Here is an 18,017-nt window from a genome sequence, read left to right as displayed (position 1 = left end):
CCGCCGTTTTCGTTTTGGTTGTTCGCATGTCGTTATCGCAAAACCGCCGCACACTTTTGCGCGACATGCTTCATGCCTGCTGTTTGCGATTGGTGAGATAGACGCCGGCAACGGCGATGACCGTTCCAATGACCATCGGCAGCGTCAGCGCCTCGCCGAAGAAGAGCCACGCCTGCATGGCGGCGAGTGGCGGCACCAGATAGATCAGCGAGGCTGCGCGCGACACCTGGCCGCGTCTAATGAGATAGAGCAGCAGCGCGATCGCCCCCATGGAAAGGCCGAGCACCGACCAGGCGAGCGCAAGCACGACCTGGAGGTTCCAGGTGACATGCAGATCCTCCAGCATCAGGGCAAGCGGGATCGTCACGATCAGTGCGCCGAGATACTGAAGCGCTGCGATGGTGCGAATGTCGCCACTCTGCAGATGGCGCTTCTGATAGAGCGTGCCATAGGTGACGGCAGCCATGCCGAGCACGTTGACGACAACAGGCAGGATGTGGATCGGCGTCGCGCCGGTATCGATCGCCAGCACCTTCGGCAGGACGGCAAGCGCAATGCCGAAGAAACCGAGGACGAGGCCAAGCTTCTGCGGCGTGCTCAGCCTCTCGTCGATCACGAAAGCCGCCGCGACCGCCGTCATCAGCGGCTGCAGGCCGGCAATGATGCCGGAAATGCCGGCGGGCACGCCCTCGCCGATCGCCCACCACACCGCACCGAGATAGAGACCGTGCAAAAACATGCCCGACACCACCGCATGGCCGGCCACTGTCCAGGACTTTGGCCACCGTGCACCGGTCACAACGCAGAAGAGGATAAAGAGCACGATCGCCAGCGTGTAGCGCAACACCAGAAAGGTCAGCGGATCGGCATAGACGGCGGCGTATTTCGCAACGACCCAGCCGGTCGACCAAAGCAGAACGAAAATGGCGGGAGCCAGACGGGCGAGCATGACGGGTATCCGGACGACGGTGGCAGACTGGCAGTCTACAGCCCACTCCTCGAAGGCGGCTTCAAGTCGCTGTAATACTTTGATCTGCCGGATGATTTCGGCTCAAATCCTGACGAATTGAGCACTCACGCAAGTAGATGCGGAAACGTTGATGGTCAAAGCAATTTTTCTGATGGAAAGGTTCAGCCAATCGGAACCATCAGCCTGAGCGAGGAGAGCGACAGCGACACGAAGCCGGGCTCATACTCCTCGCGATAGTGCAGCAAGGCAGTATCGACCGCGTGTCCCTCGGCCCTGATCCAGTCGAACATTTTCTGGTAGTGGGCAAAGACGTCGCCGCTTTCCGGATGATGCAGGGCGGTGACGAAACGCATGGCCGGCAGGTCGACATGTCCGGGGTGAACCGTCGCCTCGGCCTTTTTGGAAACGTAGCCGACCAGATAGCGGAAGCCGTCCGGGCGATCATTCCAGGAAAGGCCGACAAGGGTTGCATGGTCGCCGGGATGCATGTGCCGATGATGGGCCTGCATCTCGGAAATCAGCCGGCGCACAGCACCGTCGGCTGCTTCGCCGAACGTTCCTTCCCAGAAGGCGCCGGCTACCCGCTGAGCCGGTCTTTGCACAATTTCGAACACCATCGCTACCTCTTCCAGCGAAACACGCGCATCGTCGAACGGCGATGCCCCTGGCCATTACAAACGACAATGCACGCACTTCAAAGCAGTTCCACAAAGGCTCGCGCCGCATGGCTGAATTGCCGTTCGCGATGCGTCAGCAATTCGAAACTGCGCTCTGCCAGCTCAAACGGCAACTCGACCAGCCGGCCGCTGTCGACAAAGGGCTGGGCCGCAAGCCGGGAGACGGCAGTGACGAAGGGGCCACTCCCGACTGCCGTCAGGACGGCCTCGTTCGAAGGCAGCTCGAGCTCGACCTTCAATCGGTCAACGTCCGCTCCATGATCCCTCATCGATTGCAGGAACATTGCCCGCGTCCCTGAGCCTTCCTCGCGCAGGACCCAGCGCGCGGCAAGCAGCATCTGCAGATCGATCGCGGTACCAACGAGCGCGTGGCCGGGCGAAGCATAGACGGCGATGCGGTCGATAGCGACGCAACGATGGTCGAGCTTGACGCCATCGACCCTGCCCTCGACGAAACCAAGCTGGACCGTTCCCTCCTCCACCGCCTCGGCAACGACGGCCGTGTTGCGCACGGTCAATTTGACGTCGACCTGGGGATAGTCGTGGGTGAAGCGGGCGAGCCGCGCCGGCAGCCAGTAGCTTGCGACGGTCTGGCTGGCGGCAATCGAGAGTTCGCCGCGCCGAAGCTGCGAGAGGTCGTTGAGGCAGGTCGTGGCGGCCTTCGCTCTGGCGAGAACTGCCCTTGCCTCCGGCAGGAACGCTTTGCCCGCCTCCGTCAGTGTCAGGCCACGGCCGACGCGATCGAACAGGCGCACGTCGTGTTGCGTTTCCAAGGCCGCGATTGCGGCGCTTGCGGCCGATTGCGTCACGTTCATCGCCTCGGCGGCCTTGGTCATGTGCAGACGCTCAGCGACGGCGACAAAAATTCTAAGCTGATCGAGTGTCATGGCAAATCAATCGCAAAAAGCGATCAGAATGACAAGAATAATCCGTTAGACTGATTCATGGAACGGACTAGGTTGCGGCCATGTCCAGATTGCATTCCCCATCCCGCTCCGCTTTTTCATCCGTCACCGCCCGCCTGGCATCCACTCTTCCGGGCCTCGTCCTCTGTTGCCTCGTGGCCCTTGCAGCCATTGGCCTTGAATGGGTCGAGTGGCGCTGGACCGGTCGGGCATGGCTCGAGGCGCTGGTGCTGGCGATCCTGCTTGGCGCGATCGTCCGCACGTTCTGGACACCCGGTCACCGTTTCGTCGCCGGCATTCATTTCTGCGCGAAGTATCTCCTCGAGGCCGCAATCGTCTTGATCGGCGCGATGCTGAGCTTCGATGCGATTGCCGCGAGCGGGCCCACCCTGCTCGTCACCATCGTCGCCATGGTGCTGCTGTCGATCGCGACCGGCTACCTGATCGCACGCCTGCTTGGCCTGCCAAGGCGGCTCGCGACCTTGATTGCCTGCGGCAACGCCATCTGCGGCAACTCGGCGATTGCCGCCGTCGCCCCGGCGATCGGCGCCCGCGGCGAAGAGGTCGCGGCCGCCATCTCGTTTACTGCCATCCTCGGCATCGCCGTGGTGCTTTCGCTACCGCTCGTCGGCGGCTGGCTCGGCATGACGCCACAGGGCTATGGCGTCTTTGCCGGCATGACCGTCTATGCCGTGCCCCAGGTGCTGGCCGCGGCCAGCCCCTTCAGCCCGCTTTCCGTCCAGGTCGGTACGCTCGTCAAGCTCGTGCGCGTGCTCATGCTCGGCCCCGTCGTCTTCTGTTTTTCGTTGATCGGTGGCCATAGTGCCGAGCCCGCCGCGGCGGCCGGCGAGAGCCCACGCCACGGATCGCGCCTGGCGACCATCGTTCATTTCGTCCCCTGGTTCATCCTCGGCTTTCTGGCGGTCGCGATCGCCCGCAACAGCGGCGCGATCCCCGATGCCCTTGCAACGGGCGCCGTCAAGATCTCCACCTGGCTGACCGTCATCGCCATGGCCGCCCTCGGCCTCGAGGTCGATATCCGCGCCCTCGCCGATGCCGGCCCGCGCGCGAGCGCCGCCGCCATGCTGTCGCTGCTGATGCTCTGCATTCTGTCGGCGCTGGCAATCGCCTGCCTGGGTCTCGGCTAGAGAGCGCCGCCAACAGCGGGGTGGTGCAAGACCCGGATTTGCGACACCGAAAGGCCCGCTCAATTTTAGAGCATGTGCATGTTTTGCAGCCACCCGTTCGCCACGCCTTTCGGCGGCCGGTTGTCACTGCACTGTCATTGGGCAGTTTTCGCCGCGATCGGGCGGCAGGAACCGCGCCAACTTTCTTTTCCGGCGACTGAGCACGCTTCTTGCATTGCAACCAACGTTGTACTCAAATGGTCAAAAATAAGGGGACCACGCCTTTGGCATTTGACGAAATGATGAATGCGGACAGCAGCCCGCGCCAGCCATATTCGACCTATCATGAATGGTATGCCAGCCAGGACAGAAATCGGCTTATAGCGAAATCCAAGGAAGCCGAGAACATCTTCCGGAAAACCGGCATCACATTCGCGGTCTACGGACACGCAGACAGCTCCGAAAAGCTCATCCCCTTCGACCTCATCCCCCGCATCATTTCCGGCCGAGAATGGCGCAAGCTCGCTCAAGGCATCGAGCAGCGGGTCATCGCCCTTAACGCCTTCCTCGACGACATCTACCACAAGCAGGAGATCATCCGCGCCGGCCGCGTGCCGCGCGAGCTGATCGAGAAGAACGTCGCCTTCCTGCCACAGATGATCGGTTTCCGCCCGCCGGGCGGCGTCTACACTCACATCGTCGGCACCGACATCGTGCGAACGGGCGAAGACCAGTTCTACGTGCTGGAAGACAATGCACGCACACCGTCCGGGGTCAGCTACATGCTGGAAAACCGCGAAACGATGATGCAGATGTTCCCGGAACTCTTCCATCAGAACCGCGTGCGCCCGGTCGAAAACTACCCGAACCTTCTGCGCCAGAGCCTGGCGTCGCTCGCCCCTCCCGGCTGCAGCGGCAAGCCGCGTGTGGCGGTGCTGACCCCCGGGATCTATAACTCCGCCTATTACGAACACGCCTTCCTCGCCGACATGATGGGCGTCGAGCTGGTCGAAGGATCGGACCTGCGCGTCATCGACGGCAAGGTGAAGATGCGCACCACGCGCGGCTACGAGGCAATCGACGTGCTCTACCGCCGCGTCGACGACGACTTTCTCGATCCCCTCACTTTCCGGCCGGATTCGGCCCTCGGCATCCCCGGTATCATGGACGTCTACCGCGCCGGCAACATCACCATCGCCAACGCGCCCGGCACCGGCATTTCCGACGACAAGGCGATCTACTCCTACATGCCCGAGATCGTCGAATTCTACACCGGCCGCAAGCCGCTCTTGGAAAACGTGCCGACCTGGCGCTGTTCCGAGCCGCAGAGCCTCAAATACGTGCTCGAACATCTGGAAGAGCTGGTGGTCAAGGAAGTGCATGGTTCCGGCGGCTACGGCATGCTGGTCGGCCCGACCGCCAGCAAGAAGGAGCGCGCCGTCTTTGCCGAAAAGCTCAAGGCCCGCCCGACCAACTACATCGCTCAGCCGACGCTGTCGCTGTCGACCGTGCCCATCCTCGTCAACAAGGGCATCGCGCCCCGGCACGTGGATCTTCGTCCCTACGTCCTTGTCTCCGACAAGGTGCAGATCATTCCCGGTGGCCTGACGCGCGTCGCCCTCAAGGCTGGTTCACTTGTCGTGAATTCCAGCCAGGGCGGTGGGACCAAGGACACCTGGGTGCTGGAGGACTGAGACCATGTTGGGAAGAACTGCAAACGGTCTCTACTGGATGTTCCGCTACATCGAACGCGCCGAAAACAGCGCCCGGCTGATCGATGCCGGTCTGCGCATGGCGCTGACCCGCAGCGAGGCGACGGAGGGCGACTGGGACGGCGTGCTGCAAAGTGCCGGCGTGCGCGAGCTCTACGACGAGGTGCACGAGACGCTGACGAGCATCGACGCGATCGACTTCCTTTTGCGCGACCGCGCCAACCCGTCGAGCGTGATGTCCTGCATCGAGGCGGGACGCCACAATGCCCGCATGGTCCGCACCGCGCTGACGCGCGAGACCTGGGAAGCGACCAACGAATGCTACCTCGAGATGAAGGCGGTCCTTTCCAAGAAGGCGCGCCCGACCGACATGCCGGAGATCATCGACACGATCAAGCGCCGTGCCGGCCTCATCCGCGGCGCCTTCCACGGCACGATGCTGCGGAACGAGATCTTCAACTTCTCGCGCATCGGCACCTTCATCGAGCGGGCCGACAATACCGCCCGCATCCTCGATGTGAAGTATTACGTGCTGCTGCCGGCCGTCGCCGCCGTCGGCTCGTCGATGGACAATGTCCAGTGGGAATCGATCCTGCGCTCGGTCTCGGCGCATCGCGCCTATGGCTGGGTCTACGATGCCGAGCTTCGCCCCGCCAACATCGCCGACTTCCTGATTTCCAACGGCCGCATGCCGCGCTCGCTTGCCTACTGCTACGAAAAGATCGCCAGCAACCTCGGCTATCTCGAACGGGAGTATGGCGAGCGCCACGCAGCCCACGACACGGCCGACCGCACGCTCGCGTCGCTGCGCAGCCAGTCGATCAAAGACATCATGGACGAGGGCCTGCACGAATATCTGGAAGACTTCATCAGCCACAACAATCGTCTGGGACAGGAAATCTCCGACGGCTATAGGTTCAACTGAGTTCGGGAGGATGGCATGCACCTGAAGATCAGCCACACGACCGAATACCACTATGACGAACCCGTGCAATACGCACTGCAGCGCCTGCGGCTGACGCCGCTCACCCAGGCCGGCCAGACGGTGCTCGGCTGGCAGACGCTCGTCGATGGCGCTGCGATCGAAGTGAGCTACGACGATCACTTCGGAAACCGGGTCCATCTCGTCAGCGTCGACGGCGACCGCGAAGCGATCCGCATCACCGCCTCGGGCGAAGTTCATACCGAGGATCGTGCCGGCGTCTTCGGCCCGCACCAATCCTACGTGCCGCTCTGGCTCTATGCTCGCGAAACGCCGTTGACCAAGGCCGGCAAGTTGGTTCGGGAACTGGCCAAATCCGCCGAGGGTGAGACCGACCTCGCCCGCATGCACGCCCTGATGGCGTCGATCCATGACGCCGTGGAGTACAAGCCCGGCGAGACCCATGCGGAGACGACGGCCGAGGATGCGCTCGAAAGCGGCAGCGGCGTTTGCCAGGATCACGCCCATATCCTGATTGCGGCAGCGCGCTCGCTCGATCTGCCGGCGCGCTATATTTCGGGCTACCTGATGACGGAGGGGAAGCCCGATCAGACCGCCAGCCATGCCTGGGCCGAGGTGCACCTCAACGGGCTCGGCTGGGTCGGTTTCGACGCCGCCAACAAGATCTGCCCTGACGATCGTTACGTCCGGATCGCCTCCGGTCTTTGCTACCGCGACGCCGCTCCCATTTCCGGCTTGATCCATGGCGAGGCCAAGGAAACGCTGAAAGTATCGGTGACTGTCGAGCAGCAGCAGCAAGCACAGAGCCAGCGCCAAGATCACGGTGATCAGAGCCAGACACAGAGCCAATGAAGGTGAATGGCATCGACGCCGCAATTTGAAGCGAGCGCGCGCCCTTTATCCGGCCTGCCGGCCTCCTTCTCCCCGCAGGCGGGGCGAAGGAGGCTCGCGGCAAACGGCGCATGGCGATCACCCCGCGTAGGGACAAGTCCCCTCTCGCGCGGGTCAAGGCAGATGGCGAGGGAACTGCCTGGCCGCAAGGCCTGCCCCTCGCCCGCTGGCGCAAGCATCAACGCATCAGTGGCTGTCGCGGTTCATCGGGATCTCCGCCCCGCGCGGGCCGACGAGGAAGTCGAGATCCGCACCCGTATCGGCCTGCATTACGGACTTGACGTAGAGACCGGCATAACCGCCGGAAAGCGGCTTTACCGGCGAAACCCAGGCCGCGCGGCGGCGGGCCAGTTCCTCGTCGGAAACGTCGAGATGGATGGTACGGGCCGGCACGTCGACTGCGATCATGTCACCGTTTTGAACGAGCGCCAGCGGGCCGCCATCGGCTGCTTCCGGTGCCGTGTGCAGGATGACGGTGCCATAGGCGGTGCCCGACATGCGCGCATCGGAAATGCGGATCATGTCGGTGATGCCCTTCTTCAGCACCTTCGGCGGCAGCCCCATATTGCCGACCTCGGCCATGCCCGGATAACCCTTCGGACCGCAATATTTGAGCACCATCACGCAGGTCTCGTCGATGTCGAGATCCTCGCGGTTGATGCGGGCGTGATAGTCCTCGATGCTCTCGAACACGACCGCACGGCCCTTGTGCTGCATCAGGTGCGGCGAGGCGGCCGATGGCTTCAGCACGCAGCCCTTCGGGGCCAGATTGCCGCGCAGGACCGCGATGCCGCCCGACTTGGTCAGGGCCTTCTCGCGCGGCACGATGACGTCGTGGTTGTAGTTGACCACATCCTTGACGTCGTTCCAGATCGTGTCGCCGGTGACGGTCACGGCATCCTTATGAAGGAGACCCATTTCGCCCACGGCCTTGATGACAACAGGCAAACCGCCGGCGTAGTAGAATTCCTCCATCAGGTACTTGCCCGATGGCTGCAGGTTGACGATCGTCGGCACGTCGCGACCGAGGCGGTCCCAGTCGTCAAGGCTGAGGTCCACGCCGATGCGGCCGGCAAGCGCCAGCAGATGCAGGACGGCATTGGTCGAACCGCCGACGGCGCCGTTGACGCGGATGGCGTTCTCGAAGGCTTCCTTCGTCAGGATGTCCGAGGGTTTCAGGTCCTCCTTGACCATGTCGACGATGCGGCGGCCGGAGAGCTGGGAGATCACCCGGCGGCGGGCGTCGACGGCGGGGATCGCCGCATTGCCGGGAAGCGTCATGCCGAGCGCCTCGGCCATCGAGGCCATGGTGGAGGCCGTGCCCATGGTCATGCAGCTGCCGGCCGAGCGGGCCATGCCCTGCTCCGCATCCATGAATTCCGCCAGCGACATCTCGCCGGACTTCACCATTTCCGAGAACTGCCAGATCGCCGTGCCCGAGCCGACATCCTCGCCGCGCCACTTGCCGTTCAGCATCGGGCCGCCGGAAACGAGGATAACCGGGATGTCGACACTGGCAGCGCCCATCAGCAGGCTCGGCGTGGTCTTGTCGCAGCCGCCGAGCAGCACAACGCCATCGACCGGATTGCCGCGGATCGCCTCTTCGACGTCCATGGCCGCCAGATTGCGGAACATCATGGCGGTCGGGCGCAAGGTGCTCTCGCCGACGGAGAACACCGGGAATTCGACCGGGAAGCCGCCGGCCTCATAGACGCCACGCTTTACCCGCTCGGCAAGGTCGCGCAGATGCGCATTGCAGGGCGTCAGCTCCGACCAGGTATTGCAGATGCCGATGATCGGTCGTCCGTCGAACGTGTCGGCCGGCAGACCCTGGTTCTTCATCCAGGAGCGATGCATGATGGCATTCTTGCCCGTGCCGCCGAACCAATCCTGCGAACGCAGCTTGCGCGGCCACTCAGCTTTCTTCTTCATCTTGTCTTTCCTTATGCGGCCCGCGCAGTCACGCAGGGCCCGTAACGGCGCGCGCTCAAGCGAGCGTGTAGGCCGTCTTGACTGTTGTGTAGAATTCGGCGGCGTAGCGACCCTGCTCGCGTGAACCGTGGGATGATCCCTTGCGGCCACCGAAGGGCACATGAAAGTCGACGCCGGCCGTCGGCAGGTTGACCATCACCATGCCGGCTTCGGCATTGCGCTTGAAATGGGTCGCATGCTTGAGGCTGGTGGTGGCGATGCCCGAGGACAGGCCGAACGGCGTGTCGTTGGCCACAGTGAGCGCCTCCTCGTAATCCTTCACGCGGATGACGGCTGCGACCGGCCCAAAGATCTCCTCGCGGGAAATGCGCATCTGATTGGTCGCCTCGGTGAACAGGGCCGGCTGCAGGTAGAAGCCGGGCGTGTCGCGTGTCAGGAGCGCGCCGCCGAAGGCGAGCTTGGCGCCTTCCTGGGTGCCGATGGCGATGTAGTCCGTGTCTTGGTTGAGCTGGCTCTCATCGACGACAGGACCGATCTGGGTGCCGGCCTTGAGCGCGTCGTCGACGACGAGACCTTGGATGCGTTCGCCCATGGCGGCAACGAAACGATCGTGAATGCCCTCGGTGACGATGATGCGCGACGACGCGGTGCAGCGCTGACCGGTGGAGAAGAAGGCGGAGTTGACCGCGGCTTCGACCGCCACCGAAAGATCGGCATCGTCGAGCACGACGAAGGGGTTCTTGCCGCCCATCTCCAGCTGGTACTTGCGATTGTGCTCGACCGAAGCCATCGCGACCCGCTTGCCGGTTCCGGTCGAGCCGGTAAAGGTGATGGCGTGCACATCCGGGCTGTCGAGCATCGCCTGGCCGACGACCGAGCCCTTGCCCATGACCAGGTTCAACACACCCTTCGGCAGGCCGGCGCGGTGGAGAATGTCGACGATGGCCCAGGAACTGCCGGGCACCAGCTCGGCCGGCTTGAAGACGATGGTGTTGCCATAGCAGAGCGCCGGCGCGATCTTCCAGGCGGGAATGGCGATCGGGAAGTTCCAGGGCGTGATGATGCCGACGACGCCGACCGGCTCGCGGGTGATCTCGACGCCGATATTGGGCCTCGCCGATGGCAACACTTCTCCGACCAATCGCAGGCATTCGCCGGCGAAGAAGTCGAAGATCTGGCTGGCACGCACCGTCTCGCCGATGCCTTCGGCCAGCGTCTTGCCTTCCTCGCGCGACAGCAGCTTTCCGAGTTCGTCCTTGCGGGCAAGGATCTCGTCGGCGGCTTTCCGCAGGATCGCGTGGCGCTCGAGGATGCCGGAGCGCGACCAGGCAGGAAACGCCGCCTTGGCAGCGGCGATCGCCGCCCGCGCATCGTCGGCAGACGCACGGGCATATTCGCCGACGACGTCGTTGGTGTTGGACGGGTTGATGTTGGCAACCCCGTCACCACCGACCCATTCGCCGGCAATCAGGTTCTGGTGCAATGTCATGGCCTCAAGGCCTCCTTGATATCAGCGCATACCCACCCGCTGGGGACCGTCGCTGCGGTCAGAGCTGCTGAACGGCGACCGGCTCGTCCGCGGCGATGGCAAGCGCGTTGCGCAACGGCAGGCCGAAACCATCGGCCTCGATCTCGAACACGTCGCCTTCCTCGGTGCGGATGCCGTCGCCGAAGGACAGCGTCGCCGTACCGAACATGTGCACGTGGATGTCGCCCGGCTGGCGAAACAGCCCGTATTTGAAATGGTGATGCTCAAGATTGGCGAAGCTGTGCGACATGTTGGCTTCGCCCGACAGGAACGGCTTTTCCCAGAGCACCTTGCCGCCGCGCAGGATGCGCGACATGCCGCGGATATCCTCAGGCGCAACGCCAATGCGGATTTCCGGGCCGAAGCTCGCCTGCCGGAGTTTCGAATGCGCCAGCCAGAGATAGTTGACCCGTTCTGTCTTGTGATCGGAGAATTCGTTGGCGACGGCAAAACCGATGCGGAACGGCACACCCTTGTCGGAGATCACGTAGATGCCGGCCATTTCCGGCTCTTCGCCGCCGTCCTCGGCAAAGGACGGCGAAACGAGTGCGGCACCCGGCGCCACGGCTGATGTGCCGTTGCCCTTGTAGAACCACTCCGGCTGGACGCCGGTTTCGCCGGCCTTCGGCTTGCCGCCCTCGAGCCCCATGCGGAACATCTTCATCGAGTCCGTCAGCGTTTCCTCGGCCGCCTCGCTGGTCTTCTTGTGCATGGCATCGCGGGTCGCTGCCGAGCCCAAGTGTGTGAGCCCCGTACCGGTCAGGTGCAGGTGCGCCGGATCCGGATGCGTGATCGGCGGCAGGAAGCGTCCCTCCGCATAGGCTCTGTCGAGGTCGACGGCAGCGCCGAGCCCCTTGGCCTCGATCGTCTGCTTCAGGCTCCGCCCGGCATTGCCCGCTTCCAGCGCCAGCGCGTAGACGCTTGTCGCGCCCTTGACCGCATGCGCTGCCTCGCCGGGCAAACGCACCGCCACCACTATCGATCCGTCTTCGTTCCTGACCTGCGAAATCAGCACGATCCTGTCCTTCCTGTCGTCGTTGGGGTCACGGTCTTCGCCTTCTCAAGGCAAAAGCGTCCCCGTGGGTGGCTCGCGCCACCCAATTCCGGCGATCCGAGCCGCCGATCCTGGCAGCCGCGGCTGCCGGTGAATGTTACTGGTTCACGCCGGGTCTTATGGCTTTCACCTCAACCCTTGTTCTTGTTGTAGACATCGAAGAACACGGCAGCGAGCAGCACGAGACCCTTGATCAGCTGCTGGTAATCGATGCCGATACCCATGATCGACATGCCGTTGTTCATCACACCCATGATGAAGGCGCCGATGACGGCACCGATGATCTTGCCGACACCGCCGGACGCCGAGGCGCCGCCGATGAAACAGGCCGCAATCACGTCGAGCTCGAAGCCGACGCCGGCCTTCGGCGTCGCCGAATTGAGGCGGGCGGTGATGATCATGCCGGCAAGGGCCGCCAGCACGCCCATATTGACGAAGGTGTAGAAGGTCAGCCGTTCGGTGTTGATGCCCGAGAGCTTGGTGGCCTTGACGTTGCCGCCCATCGCATAGATGCGGCGACCGATCGTCGAGCGCGTGGTGATGAAGGTGTAGAGCGCTATCAGCACGGCCATGGCGATCAGCACGTTCGGCAGACCGCGATAGGTGGCGAGCTGGAAGCCGATGAACAGCGCGACGACGGCGATGACCGCCATCTGGATCGCGAAGAAGATGAAGGGCTCGTTCTCGGTGCCGTGCTGCTCGTTGATCCGGCGATCGCGAATGCCGGCATAGATGGCGTAGCCGACAAGGGCGACCACCGCCAGAAGCGCCACCATGTTCTGAATAAGCTCGGGCGCCGGGTTGAGGAAATAGAGGAAGTCGGGGACGAAACCGGTCGAGAGAAGCTGGAATTCCTTCGGGAACGGGCCGATCGGACGGCCGCCGAGCACCACATAGGTCAGCCCGCGGAAGACCAGCATGCCGGCGAGCGTGACGATGAACGACGGGATCTTCTGGTAGGCCACCCAATAACCCTGGGCCGCCCCCATGATGCCGCCGACGACAAGACAGGCGGGAATGACGACGAAGGCCGGCAGGCCCCATTTCACCAGCATGATCGCCGAGATCGCGCCGATGAAGGCGACGATAGAGCCGACCGACAGGTCGATGTGCCCGGCGACGATGATCAGCAACATGCCGAGCGCCATGATGACGATGAACGAGTTCTGCAGCACCAGATTGGTGATGTTGACCGGCTTGAACAGCACGCCGTTGGTCACGAACTGGAAGAACAGCATGATCACCACGAGTGCGACGAGCAGGCCGTATTCGCGGATGTTGTTCTTGAGATAGTCCCCGATCGAGGGCTTGTTGTTTTGGGTGCTCGTATCGGCGACCATTAGTGTTTCTCCCCTGAACGCATGATGGCACGCATGATGGATTCCTGGCTCGCTTCTGCCTTCGAGAGCTCGGCGACAATGCGGCCCTCGTTCATGACGTAGATGCGATCGCAGGTTCCAAGCAGCTCCGGCATTTCCGATGAAATCATCAGGATGCCTTTACCCTCGGCGGCAAGCTGGTTGATGATGGTGTAGATCTCATACTTCGCGCCGATATCGATGCCGCGCGTCGGCTCGTCGAGAATGAGAACTTCCGGATTGGTGAACAGCCATTTGGACAGCACGACCTTCTGCTGGTTGCCGCCTGATAGGTTCACCGTTTCCTGATAGATCGAGTGTGAGCGGATGCGCAGCTTCGAGCGATAGTCGGAGGCGACCTTCGCCTCCTTGCGATCGTCGATGACGCCGCTCGAGGCGACCGCCTTGAGATTGGAGAGCGTCGTGTTCTCCTTGATGTTGTTGATCAGCACGAGACCGAGCTGCTTGCGGTCCTCGGTGACATAGGCAAGACCGGCATCGATCGCCCGCGGAATGGTGCTGACGTCGACCGGCTTGCCGCGCATCTTCACCTCGCCGGTGATCTTGTGACCCCAGGACTTGCCGAAGAGGCTCATCGCCGTCTCGGTACGCCCGGCCCCCATCAGACCGGCAATACCGACGACTTCGCCGGCACGCACGGTGAAATTGACATCGTGCAGGAACTGCCGGTCGCGGTGCTGCTGGTGGAAGACGTTCCAGTTCTTCACCTCCAGAAGCGTCTCGCCGATCTTGGGCTCGCGCGGCGGATAGCGGTCTTCCATGGCCCGGCCGACCATACCCTTGATGATCCGGTCTTCGCCGATGTCTTCGCTATGACAGTCGAGCGTCTCGACCGTGCCGCCATCGCGCAGGATGGTGATCTGGTCGGCGACCTTCCGGATCTCGTTCAGCTTGTGCGAGATGATGATCGACGTCATGCCCTGGGTGCGAAACTCCATGAGCAGCTTCAAAAGCGCATCGGAGTCGGTCTCGTTGAGCGAGGCGGTCGGCTCGTCGAGGATCAGGAGCCGCACCTTCTTCGAAAGCGCCTTGGCGATCTCGACCAGTTGCTGCTTGCCGACACCGATGTCGGTGATCAGCGTCGCCGGGCTCTCGCTGAGGCCCACCTTCTTCAGGAGCTCCTGGGTGCGGGCAAAGGTCTGCGGCCAATGGATCACGCCGTTGCTGGCGATTTCGTTGCCGAGAAAGATGTTCTCGGCGATCGACAACAGCGGCACCAGCGCCAGTTCCTGGTGGATGATGATGATGCCGAGGTCTTCGCTGTCGGAGATCGTCGAGAAGCGACGCGCTTCGCCACCGTAGTGGATCTCGCCTTCATAGGTGCCAGCGGGATAGACGCCGCTCAACACCTTCATCAGCGTTGATTTGCCGGCGCCGTTTTCGCCGACGAGCGCGTGGATTTCGCCTTCGCGGACCTTGAAGCTGACATTGTCCAGCGCCTTGACGCCCGGAAACGTCTTGGTGATGCCCCGCATTTCAAGAATGATATTGTCCATGTTCAGTCATTCCAGCGGCAGTCTGCAAGAGAGTACCGGCTCCGTCATCTGGATAAAAGGGCCCGCGCGGTTGCACAGGCCCCTTCCCGTTCAAAAAGCTCAGTTGTTGATCTGATCTTCGGTGTAGTAGCCCGAGCTGACGAGCACGTCCTTGACGTTGGACTTGTCGACGGCAACCGGCTTCAAGAGGTAGGACGGAACAACCTTGACGCCATTTTCATAGGTCTTGGTGTCGTTCACCTCTGGCTCCTTGCCTTCCATGATCGCGTTGACCATGCCGACCGTTACCTTGGCGAGTTCGCGCGTGTCCTTGAAGATCGACGAATACTGTTCGCCGGCAAGGATCGACTTGACCGACGGCAGTTCGGCGTCCTGGCCGGTGACAACCGGCATCGGCATGTCGCCCGAGCCGTAGCCAACGCCCTTCAGAGCCGAGATGATGCCGATCGAAAGACCGTCATAGGGCGACAGCACGCCATCGACCTTGGCGTCGGTGTAGTTCGAAGACAAAAGGTTTTCCATGCGGGCCTGAGCAACGGCACCGTCCCAACGCAGCGTACCGACCTGGTCCATGCCCTTCTGGCCGGACTTGACGACGATCTTGCCGCTGTCGATCAGCGGCTGCAGGACCGACATCGCGCCATCGTAGAAGAAGAAGGCGTTGTTATCGTCTGGCGAACCGCCGAAGAGTTCGATGTTTTTCGGCTCGGTGGCGCCATCGAGCTTGAGGCCCTGAACCAGCGAGGTCGCCTGCTGTACGCCGACCTGGAAGTTGTCGAAGGTGGCGTAGTAGTCGACGTTGCCGCTGTCGCGGATCAGGCGGTCATAGGCGATGACCTTGACGCCGGAATCATGGGCCTTCTGCAGGATGTCGGAAAGCGTCGTGCCGTCGATGGCGCCGATGACCAGAACCTTGGCGCCCTTGGTCACCATGTTCTCGATCTGGGCAAGCTGGTTCGGAATGTCGTCGTCAGCGAACTGCAGGTCCGGCGTGTAGCCGGCGTCCTTGAACAGCTTCTCCATCGTCTCGCCGTCGGAAATCCAGCGGGTCGACGTCTTTGTCGGCATGGAAATGCCGACCGTGCCCTTGTCCTGCGCAAACACCGGCGCAGCGAAGGACGCGATCGAAATCGCGGCAGCTGCGAGAAGCGAAGTCATCAGTTTCATCAGTTCTCTCCCAAAAAAGTTGAAGCCGGCAGGCTATGCCTTCCCGTCTATGCGCAGCAATCCGCCGCCCGAGATCTTCGTCTCCGGCCGCAGATCAAGGTGAAGGAAGATCCTCCCCGCCTCGCATGCTCCCACACGCGCTGGCACATGAGCAAAAACTGGAATCAAAACATATAACTGTCAAATGCAATATAGCTTTAAAGATATACCAAAAATGATATAGCATGCCCAAACAGTGTGATTTTTGAAAATCCTTGAAAACCAAGGAATACGAGAAAGTTTGGAAATGCGCGACCAGAAGCCGGGTGCATCAGGAGAACTCTTCGATTCAGCACTCTTCCGCTCGGGATTGAAGATCAGCCACCTCCGGCTGATTCTCGCGATCGACGATCACAGGCGCATCAGCGCCGCCGCCGAAGCGCTCGGCATGTCACAGCCTGCCGCCTCGCGCATGCTCTCGGAAATCGAGATCATGCTGAAGGCACCGGTGTGCGAGCGCGTCGCCCGCGGCGTCGAGCTGACCCCTTATGGCGAGGCGCTGGCAAGGCGCGCGCGCACCATTTTCCTCGAGCTTCGCGAAGCCTCGCGCGAAATCAACGAGCTGAAAACCGGTAGCGGCGGCTCGGTGTCGCTCGGCTCCGTCACCGGCCCGGCGCTCAATCTTGCCGTCCCCGCGATCCGCCAGGTCATCACCGCCTATCCCGGCATCGAGATCAACGTGCAGATCGAAAACAGCAACGTGCTGGCAAAGGAACTGCTCGCCGCCCGTCACGACTTCATCATCGGCCGCATCCCGGACGACCAGCCGCCGCGGCTCTTCAACATGGTGGAGATCGGCTACGAAGAGGTGTGCCTGATCGTGCGCGACGGTCATCCGCTGCTCGACAAGCCCATTGTCGGCGCCGAGGACCTGCCCATCTACGACTGGGTGTTCCAGCCGCCCGGCACGCTTCTGCGCCGCGCCGTTGAAGACAGTTTCATGTCGGCCGGCGTCAGGCTGCCGGCAACTGTCATCAATACCTCATCGATCATCCTGACGCTGTCGATCGTGCGCAACACCAATGCGATCGCGCCGGTGGCGCTCGACGTCGCCAACCTGATTGCCGGCAACGGCACGCCGGCCGGCGAGATCCGTATCCTGAAGACGGAAATCCCGATCCGCATCAAGCCCTATGGCCTGATCACCGCCGAGGGCCGCGCGCTGCCGCCAAGCGCCAAGCTGCTTTACGACCTGATCCTGAAGCAAGGCCGCGCGTGATCAGTCCGGGCATGATGCGATCAGCCCGGGCATGATCAACGTGACCAGCCCGGGCATGATCAAGTTGATCAGCCCGGGATAATCTCCGAGCGCCATAGTGCCGCGGCAGTCGGAGGCCGCATGTTTGGAATGTCGGTGTTTCAGTCGGTGCTCGAACGGCTGAAGACAGAAGAAGATAGCGAGCAGACATCGCCGGATGACGCGCACGCCGCGGCGCCGCGTTTGCCCGCGTTTGCGCCGGCCTTTGCGGCAGAAAGCGTCGGCCTTACCGCCTTCGGCGCCGTCGAGCGCGCCTATCTCGACGCTGCCTTCGTCGAACCGCCACCTCCACCCGTAATGCCGGATCATCTTGGCCGGACGAGCCTTGCCGAAGTGGCCGAGGAACTGGCCCTCACCGACGGTGAAACCGCGGTGACGCTTGCGGCACGAAGGCGAATCTTTGCCGCCGAGAACCATCCAGACCGCCTGCCGCCGGAATTCCGCGCCAACGCGACGATCCGGATGAAACTTGCCAACATGCTGATTGATGAAGCCGCGCGCCAGATCCGCCAAGCCGGCGCAGCGCCCTGACCGTCAGCCTGCAGTACCATCCTGACCGTCCTTGCCTTCGTCTTTCTCGCCGCCTTCCACCTTTTCGCTCGGCTTGTAAAACACCAGCAGTGCCGCCGAGGCATAGGCTGTAACCGCCAGGAAGATCATGCCCCAAAGCGGCTGCTCGCCAAGAAATTCAACCGCAGTCCAGACGGCACAAAAGACGACGATCAGCAGACGGATCCACAGCGGGCGGTAGAAGGGATGGTCCGGGTCGATGAATTTGAGCATTCTGTCCTCTGGCGGCCTTGTTTAGAGCGTCCCATTTACGGGAAGTTCATCGGCAACGGCAAGCCCGAGAGTGCTCGCTCCCCTTGACGGGCGACACAAAAATGGAATAAAAATTCTGAAATTTATCGCATCGGCCAATTCATTCCGAACACAGTG

Annotated in this window: 16 protein-coding genes; 6 read left to right on the top strand and 10 right to left on the bottom strand. The window is 62.4% G+C overall.

Translation table 11 applies throughout. The features are described 5' to 3' along the window. Nucleotides 1–70 precede the first annotated feature (70 nt). The 3 genes from BBX50_RS00975 to BBX50_RS00965 form a co-directional block, all read right to left on the bottom strand. Nucleotides 71–949 carry a DMT family transporter gene (locus tag BBX50_RS00975; protein ID WP_065773444.1) on the bottom strand — a complete coding sequence of 293 codons (879 nt, stop codon included), beginning with the start codon at nt 947–949 and terminating at the stop codon, nt 71–73. A 182-nt stretch (nt 950–1,131) separates the two neighbouring features. Continuing rightward, nucleotides 1,132–1,587, bottom strand: a complete 456-nt coding sequence (locus BBX50_RS00970) for a GyrI-like domain-containing protein (RefSeq protein ID WP_065773443.1) — start codon at nt 1,585–1,587, stop codon at nt 1,132–1,134. 77 nt (nt 1,588–1,664) lie between these two features. Next, nucleotides 1,665–2,534: a LysR family transcriptional regulator gene (locus BBX50_RS00965; protein ID WP_065773442.1), complete on the bottom strand. Its 870-nt coding sequence runs from the start codon at nt 2,532–2,534 to the stop codon at nt 1,665–1,667. An 80-nt stretch (nt 2,535–2,614) separates the two neighbouring features. On the opposite strand from BBX50_RS00965, the gene BBX50_RS00960 reads away from it, so the two are divergent. From BBX50_RS00960 to BBX50_RS00945, 4 genes are all read left to right on the top strand, one after another. Continuing rightward, entirely contained in the window at nt 2,615–3,700 is a 1,086-nt protein-coding gene (locus BBX50_RS00960) for a YeiH family protein (protein ID WP_065773441.1), read from the top strand. A 278-nt stretch (nt 3,701–3,978) separates the two neighbouring features. Continuing rightward, on the top strand, nt 3,979–5,373 hold the full coding sequence (locus tag BBX50_RS00955) for a circularly permuted type 2 ATP-grasp protein (protein ID WP_065791956.1): 1,395 nt from the start codon (nt 3,979–3,981) through the stop codon (nt 5,371–5,373). Nucleotides 5,374–5,377: 4 nt separating this feature from the next. Beyond that, nucleotides 5,378–6,316: an alpha-E domain-containing protein gene (locus BBX50_RS00950; protein WP_065773439.1), complete on the top strand. Its 939-nt coding sequence runs from the start codon at nt 5,378–5,380 to the stop codon at nt 6,314–6,316. Nucleotides 6,317–6,331: 15 nt separating this feature from the next. Next, entirely contained in the window at nt 6,332–7,186 is an 855-nt protein-coding gene (locus BBX50_RS00945) for a transglutaminase family protein (protein ID WP_065773438.1), read from the top strand. A gap of 225 nt (nt 7,187–7,411) precedes the next feature. On the opposite strand, the gene araD is transcribed toward BBX50_RS00945, so the two are convergent. The 6 genes from araD to chvE all read right to left on the bottom strand — a co-directional run bounded on the left by araD (nt 7,412) and on the right by chvE (nt 15,781). Then, the gene (gene araD, locus BBX50_RS00940; RefSeq protein ID WP_065773437.1) at nt 7,412–9,157 is read right to left on the bottom strand and encodes an L-arabinonate dehydratase; all 1,746 of its coding nucleotides are present in this window, start codon (nt 9,155–9,157) and stop codon (nt 7,412–7,414) included. 55 nt (nt 9,158–9,212) lie between these two features. After that, nucleotides 9,213–10,646, bottom strand: coding sequence for an aldehyde dehydrogenase family protein (locus BBX50_RS00935; RefSeq protein ID WP_065773436.1), 1,434 nt, complete (start codon nt 10,644–10,646; stop codon nt 9,213–9,215). A gap of 58 nt (nt 10,647–10,704) precedes the next feature. Next, nucleotides 10,705–11,700, bottom strand: a complete 996-nt coding sequence (gene araD1 / locus BBX50_RS00930) for an AraD1 family protein (RefSeq protein WP_065773435.1) — start codon at nt 11,698–11,700, stop codon at nt 10,705–10,707. A 170-nt stretch (nt 11,701–11,870) separates the two neighbouring features. Then, complete coding sequence (mmsB, locus tag BBX50_RS00925; protein WP_065773434.1) at nt 11,871–13,079, bottom strand: multiple monosaccharide ABC transporter permease; 1,209 nt, start codon at nt 13,077–13,079, stop codon at nt 11,871–11,873. Beyond that, nucleotides 13,079–14,614: a multiple monosaccharide ABC transporter ATP-binding protein gene (mmsA, locus tag BBX50_RS00920; RefSeq protein WP_065773433.1), complete on the bottom strand. Its 1,536-nt coding sequence runs from the start codon at nt 14,612–14,614 to the stop codon at nt 13,079–13,081. Before mmsA ends, mmsB begins: the two co-directional genes overlap by 1 nt. A gap of 99 nt (nt 14,615–14,713) precedes the next feature. Then, the gene (chvE, locus tag BBX50_RS00915; RefSeq protein ID WP_065773432.1) at nt 14,714–15,781 is read right to left on the bottom strand and encodes a multiple monosaccharide ABC transporter substrate-binding protein; all 1,068 of its coding nucleotides are present in this window, start codon (nt 15,779–15,781) and stop codon (nt 14,714–14,716) included. A gap of 286 nt (nt 15,782–16,067) precedes the next feature. On the opposite strand from chvE, the gene BBX50_RS00910 reads away from it, so the two are divergent. After that, nucleotides 16,068–17,039, top strand: coding sequence for a LysR family transcriptional regulator (locus BBX50_RS00910; RefSeq protein WP_065773431.1), 972 nt, complete (start codon nt 16,068–16,070; stop codon nt 17,037–17,039). A 120-nt stretch (nt 17,040–17,159) separates the two neighbouring features. Continuing rightward, nucleotides 17,160–17,609: a hypothetical protein gene (locus BBX50_RS00905; RefSeq protein WP_065773430.1), complete on the top strand. Its 450-nt coding sequence runs from the start codon at nt 17,160–17,162 to the stop codon at nt 17,607–17,609. A gap of 3 nt (nt 17,610–17,612) precedes the next feature. Here the strand turns inward: BBX50_RS00905 and BBX50_RS00900 are convergent, their stop codons facing one another. Further along, nucleotides 17,613–17,861 (bottom strand): hypothetical protein, encoded by a 249-nt coding sequence (locus BBX50_RS00900; RefSeq protein ID WP_065773429.1) that lies wholly within the window; start codon nt 17,859–17,861, stop codon nt 17,613–17,615. Nucleotides 17,862–18,017 lie beyond the last annotated feature (156 nt).

This window comes from Ensifer sp. LC11, assembly GCF_001695835.1.
Classification (GTDB): Bacteria; Pseudomonadota; Alphaproteobacteria; order Rhizobiales; family Rhizobiaceae; genus Ensifer.
The sequence above is the reverse complement of the archived record's forward strand: the minus strand, read 5'-3'. Positions and strand labels throughout refer to the sequence as shown.

What these genes read in the sequence shown, in the direction of transcription:
- chvE (WP_065773432.1), bottom strand. Translation starts at nt 15,781, where the DNA reads ATGAAACTGATGACTTCGCTTCTCGCAGCTGCCGCGATTTCGATCGCG.
- BBX50_RS00910 (WP_065773431.1), top strand. Translation starts at nt 16,068, where the DNA reads ATGCGCGACCAGAAGCCGGGTGCATCAGGAGAACTCTTCGATTCAGCA.
- araD (WP_065773437.1), bottom strand. Translation starts at nt 9,157, where the DNA reads ATGAAGAAGAAAGCTGAGTGGCCGCGCAAGCTGCGTTCGCAGGATTGG.
- BBX50_RS00935 (WP_065773436.1), bottom strand. Translation starts at nt 10,646, where the DNA reads ATGACATTGCACCAGAACCTGATTGCCGGCGAATGGGTCGGTGGTGAC.
- BBX50_RS00905 (WP_065773430.1), top strand. Translation starts at nt 17,160, where the DNA reads ATGTTTGGAATGTCGGTGTTTCAGTCGGTGCTCGAACGGCTGAAGACA.
- BBX50_RS00900 (WP_065773429.1), bottom strand. Translation starts at nt 17,861, where the DNA reads ATGCTCAAATTCATCGACCCGGACCATCCCTTCTACCGCCCGCTGTGG.
- BBX50_RS00970 (WP_065773443.1), bottom strand. Translation starts at nt 1,587, where the DNA reads ATGGTGTTCGAAATTGTGCAAAGACCGGCTCAGCGGGTAGCCGGCGCC.
- mmsB (WP_065773434.1), bottom strand. Translation starts at nt 13,079, where the DNA reads ATGGTCGCCGATACGAGCACCCAAAACAACAAGCCCTCGATCGGGGAC.
- mmsA (WP_065773433.1), bottom strand. Translation starts at nt 14,614, where the DNA reads ATGGACAATATCATTCTTGAAATGCGGGGCATCACCAAGACGTTTCCG.
- BBX50_RS00950 (WP_065773439.1), top strand. Translation starts at nt 5,378, where the DNA reads ATGTTGGGAAGAACTGCAAACGGTCTCTACTGGATGTTCCGCTACATC.
- BBX50_RS00945 (WP_065773438.1), top strand. Translation starts at nt 6,332, where the DNA reads ATGCACCTGAAGATCAGCCACACGACCGAATACCACTATGACGAACCC.
- BBX50_RS00975 (WP_065773444.1), bottom strand. Translation starts at nt 949, where the DNA reads ATGCTCGCCCGTCTGGCTCCCGCCATTTTCGTTCTGCTTTGGTCGACC.
- BBX50_RS00960 (WP_065773441.1), top strand. Translation starts at nt 2,615, where the DNA reads ATGTCCAGATTGCATTCCCCATCCCGCTCCGCTTTTTCATCCGTCACC.
- BBX50_RS00965 (WP_065773442.1), bottom strand. Translation starts at nt 2,534, where the DNA reads ATGACACTCGATCAGCTTAGAATTTTTGTCGCCGTCGCTGAGCGTCTG.
- BBX50_RS00955 (WP_065791956.1), top strand. Translation starts at nt 3,979, where the DNA reads ATGATGAATGCGGACAGCAGCCCGCGCCAGCCATATTCGACCTATCAT.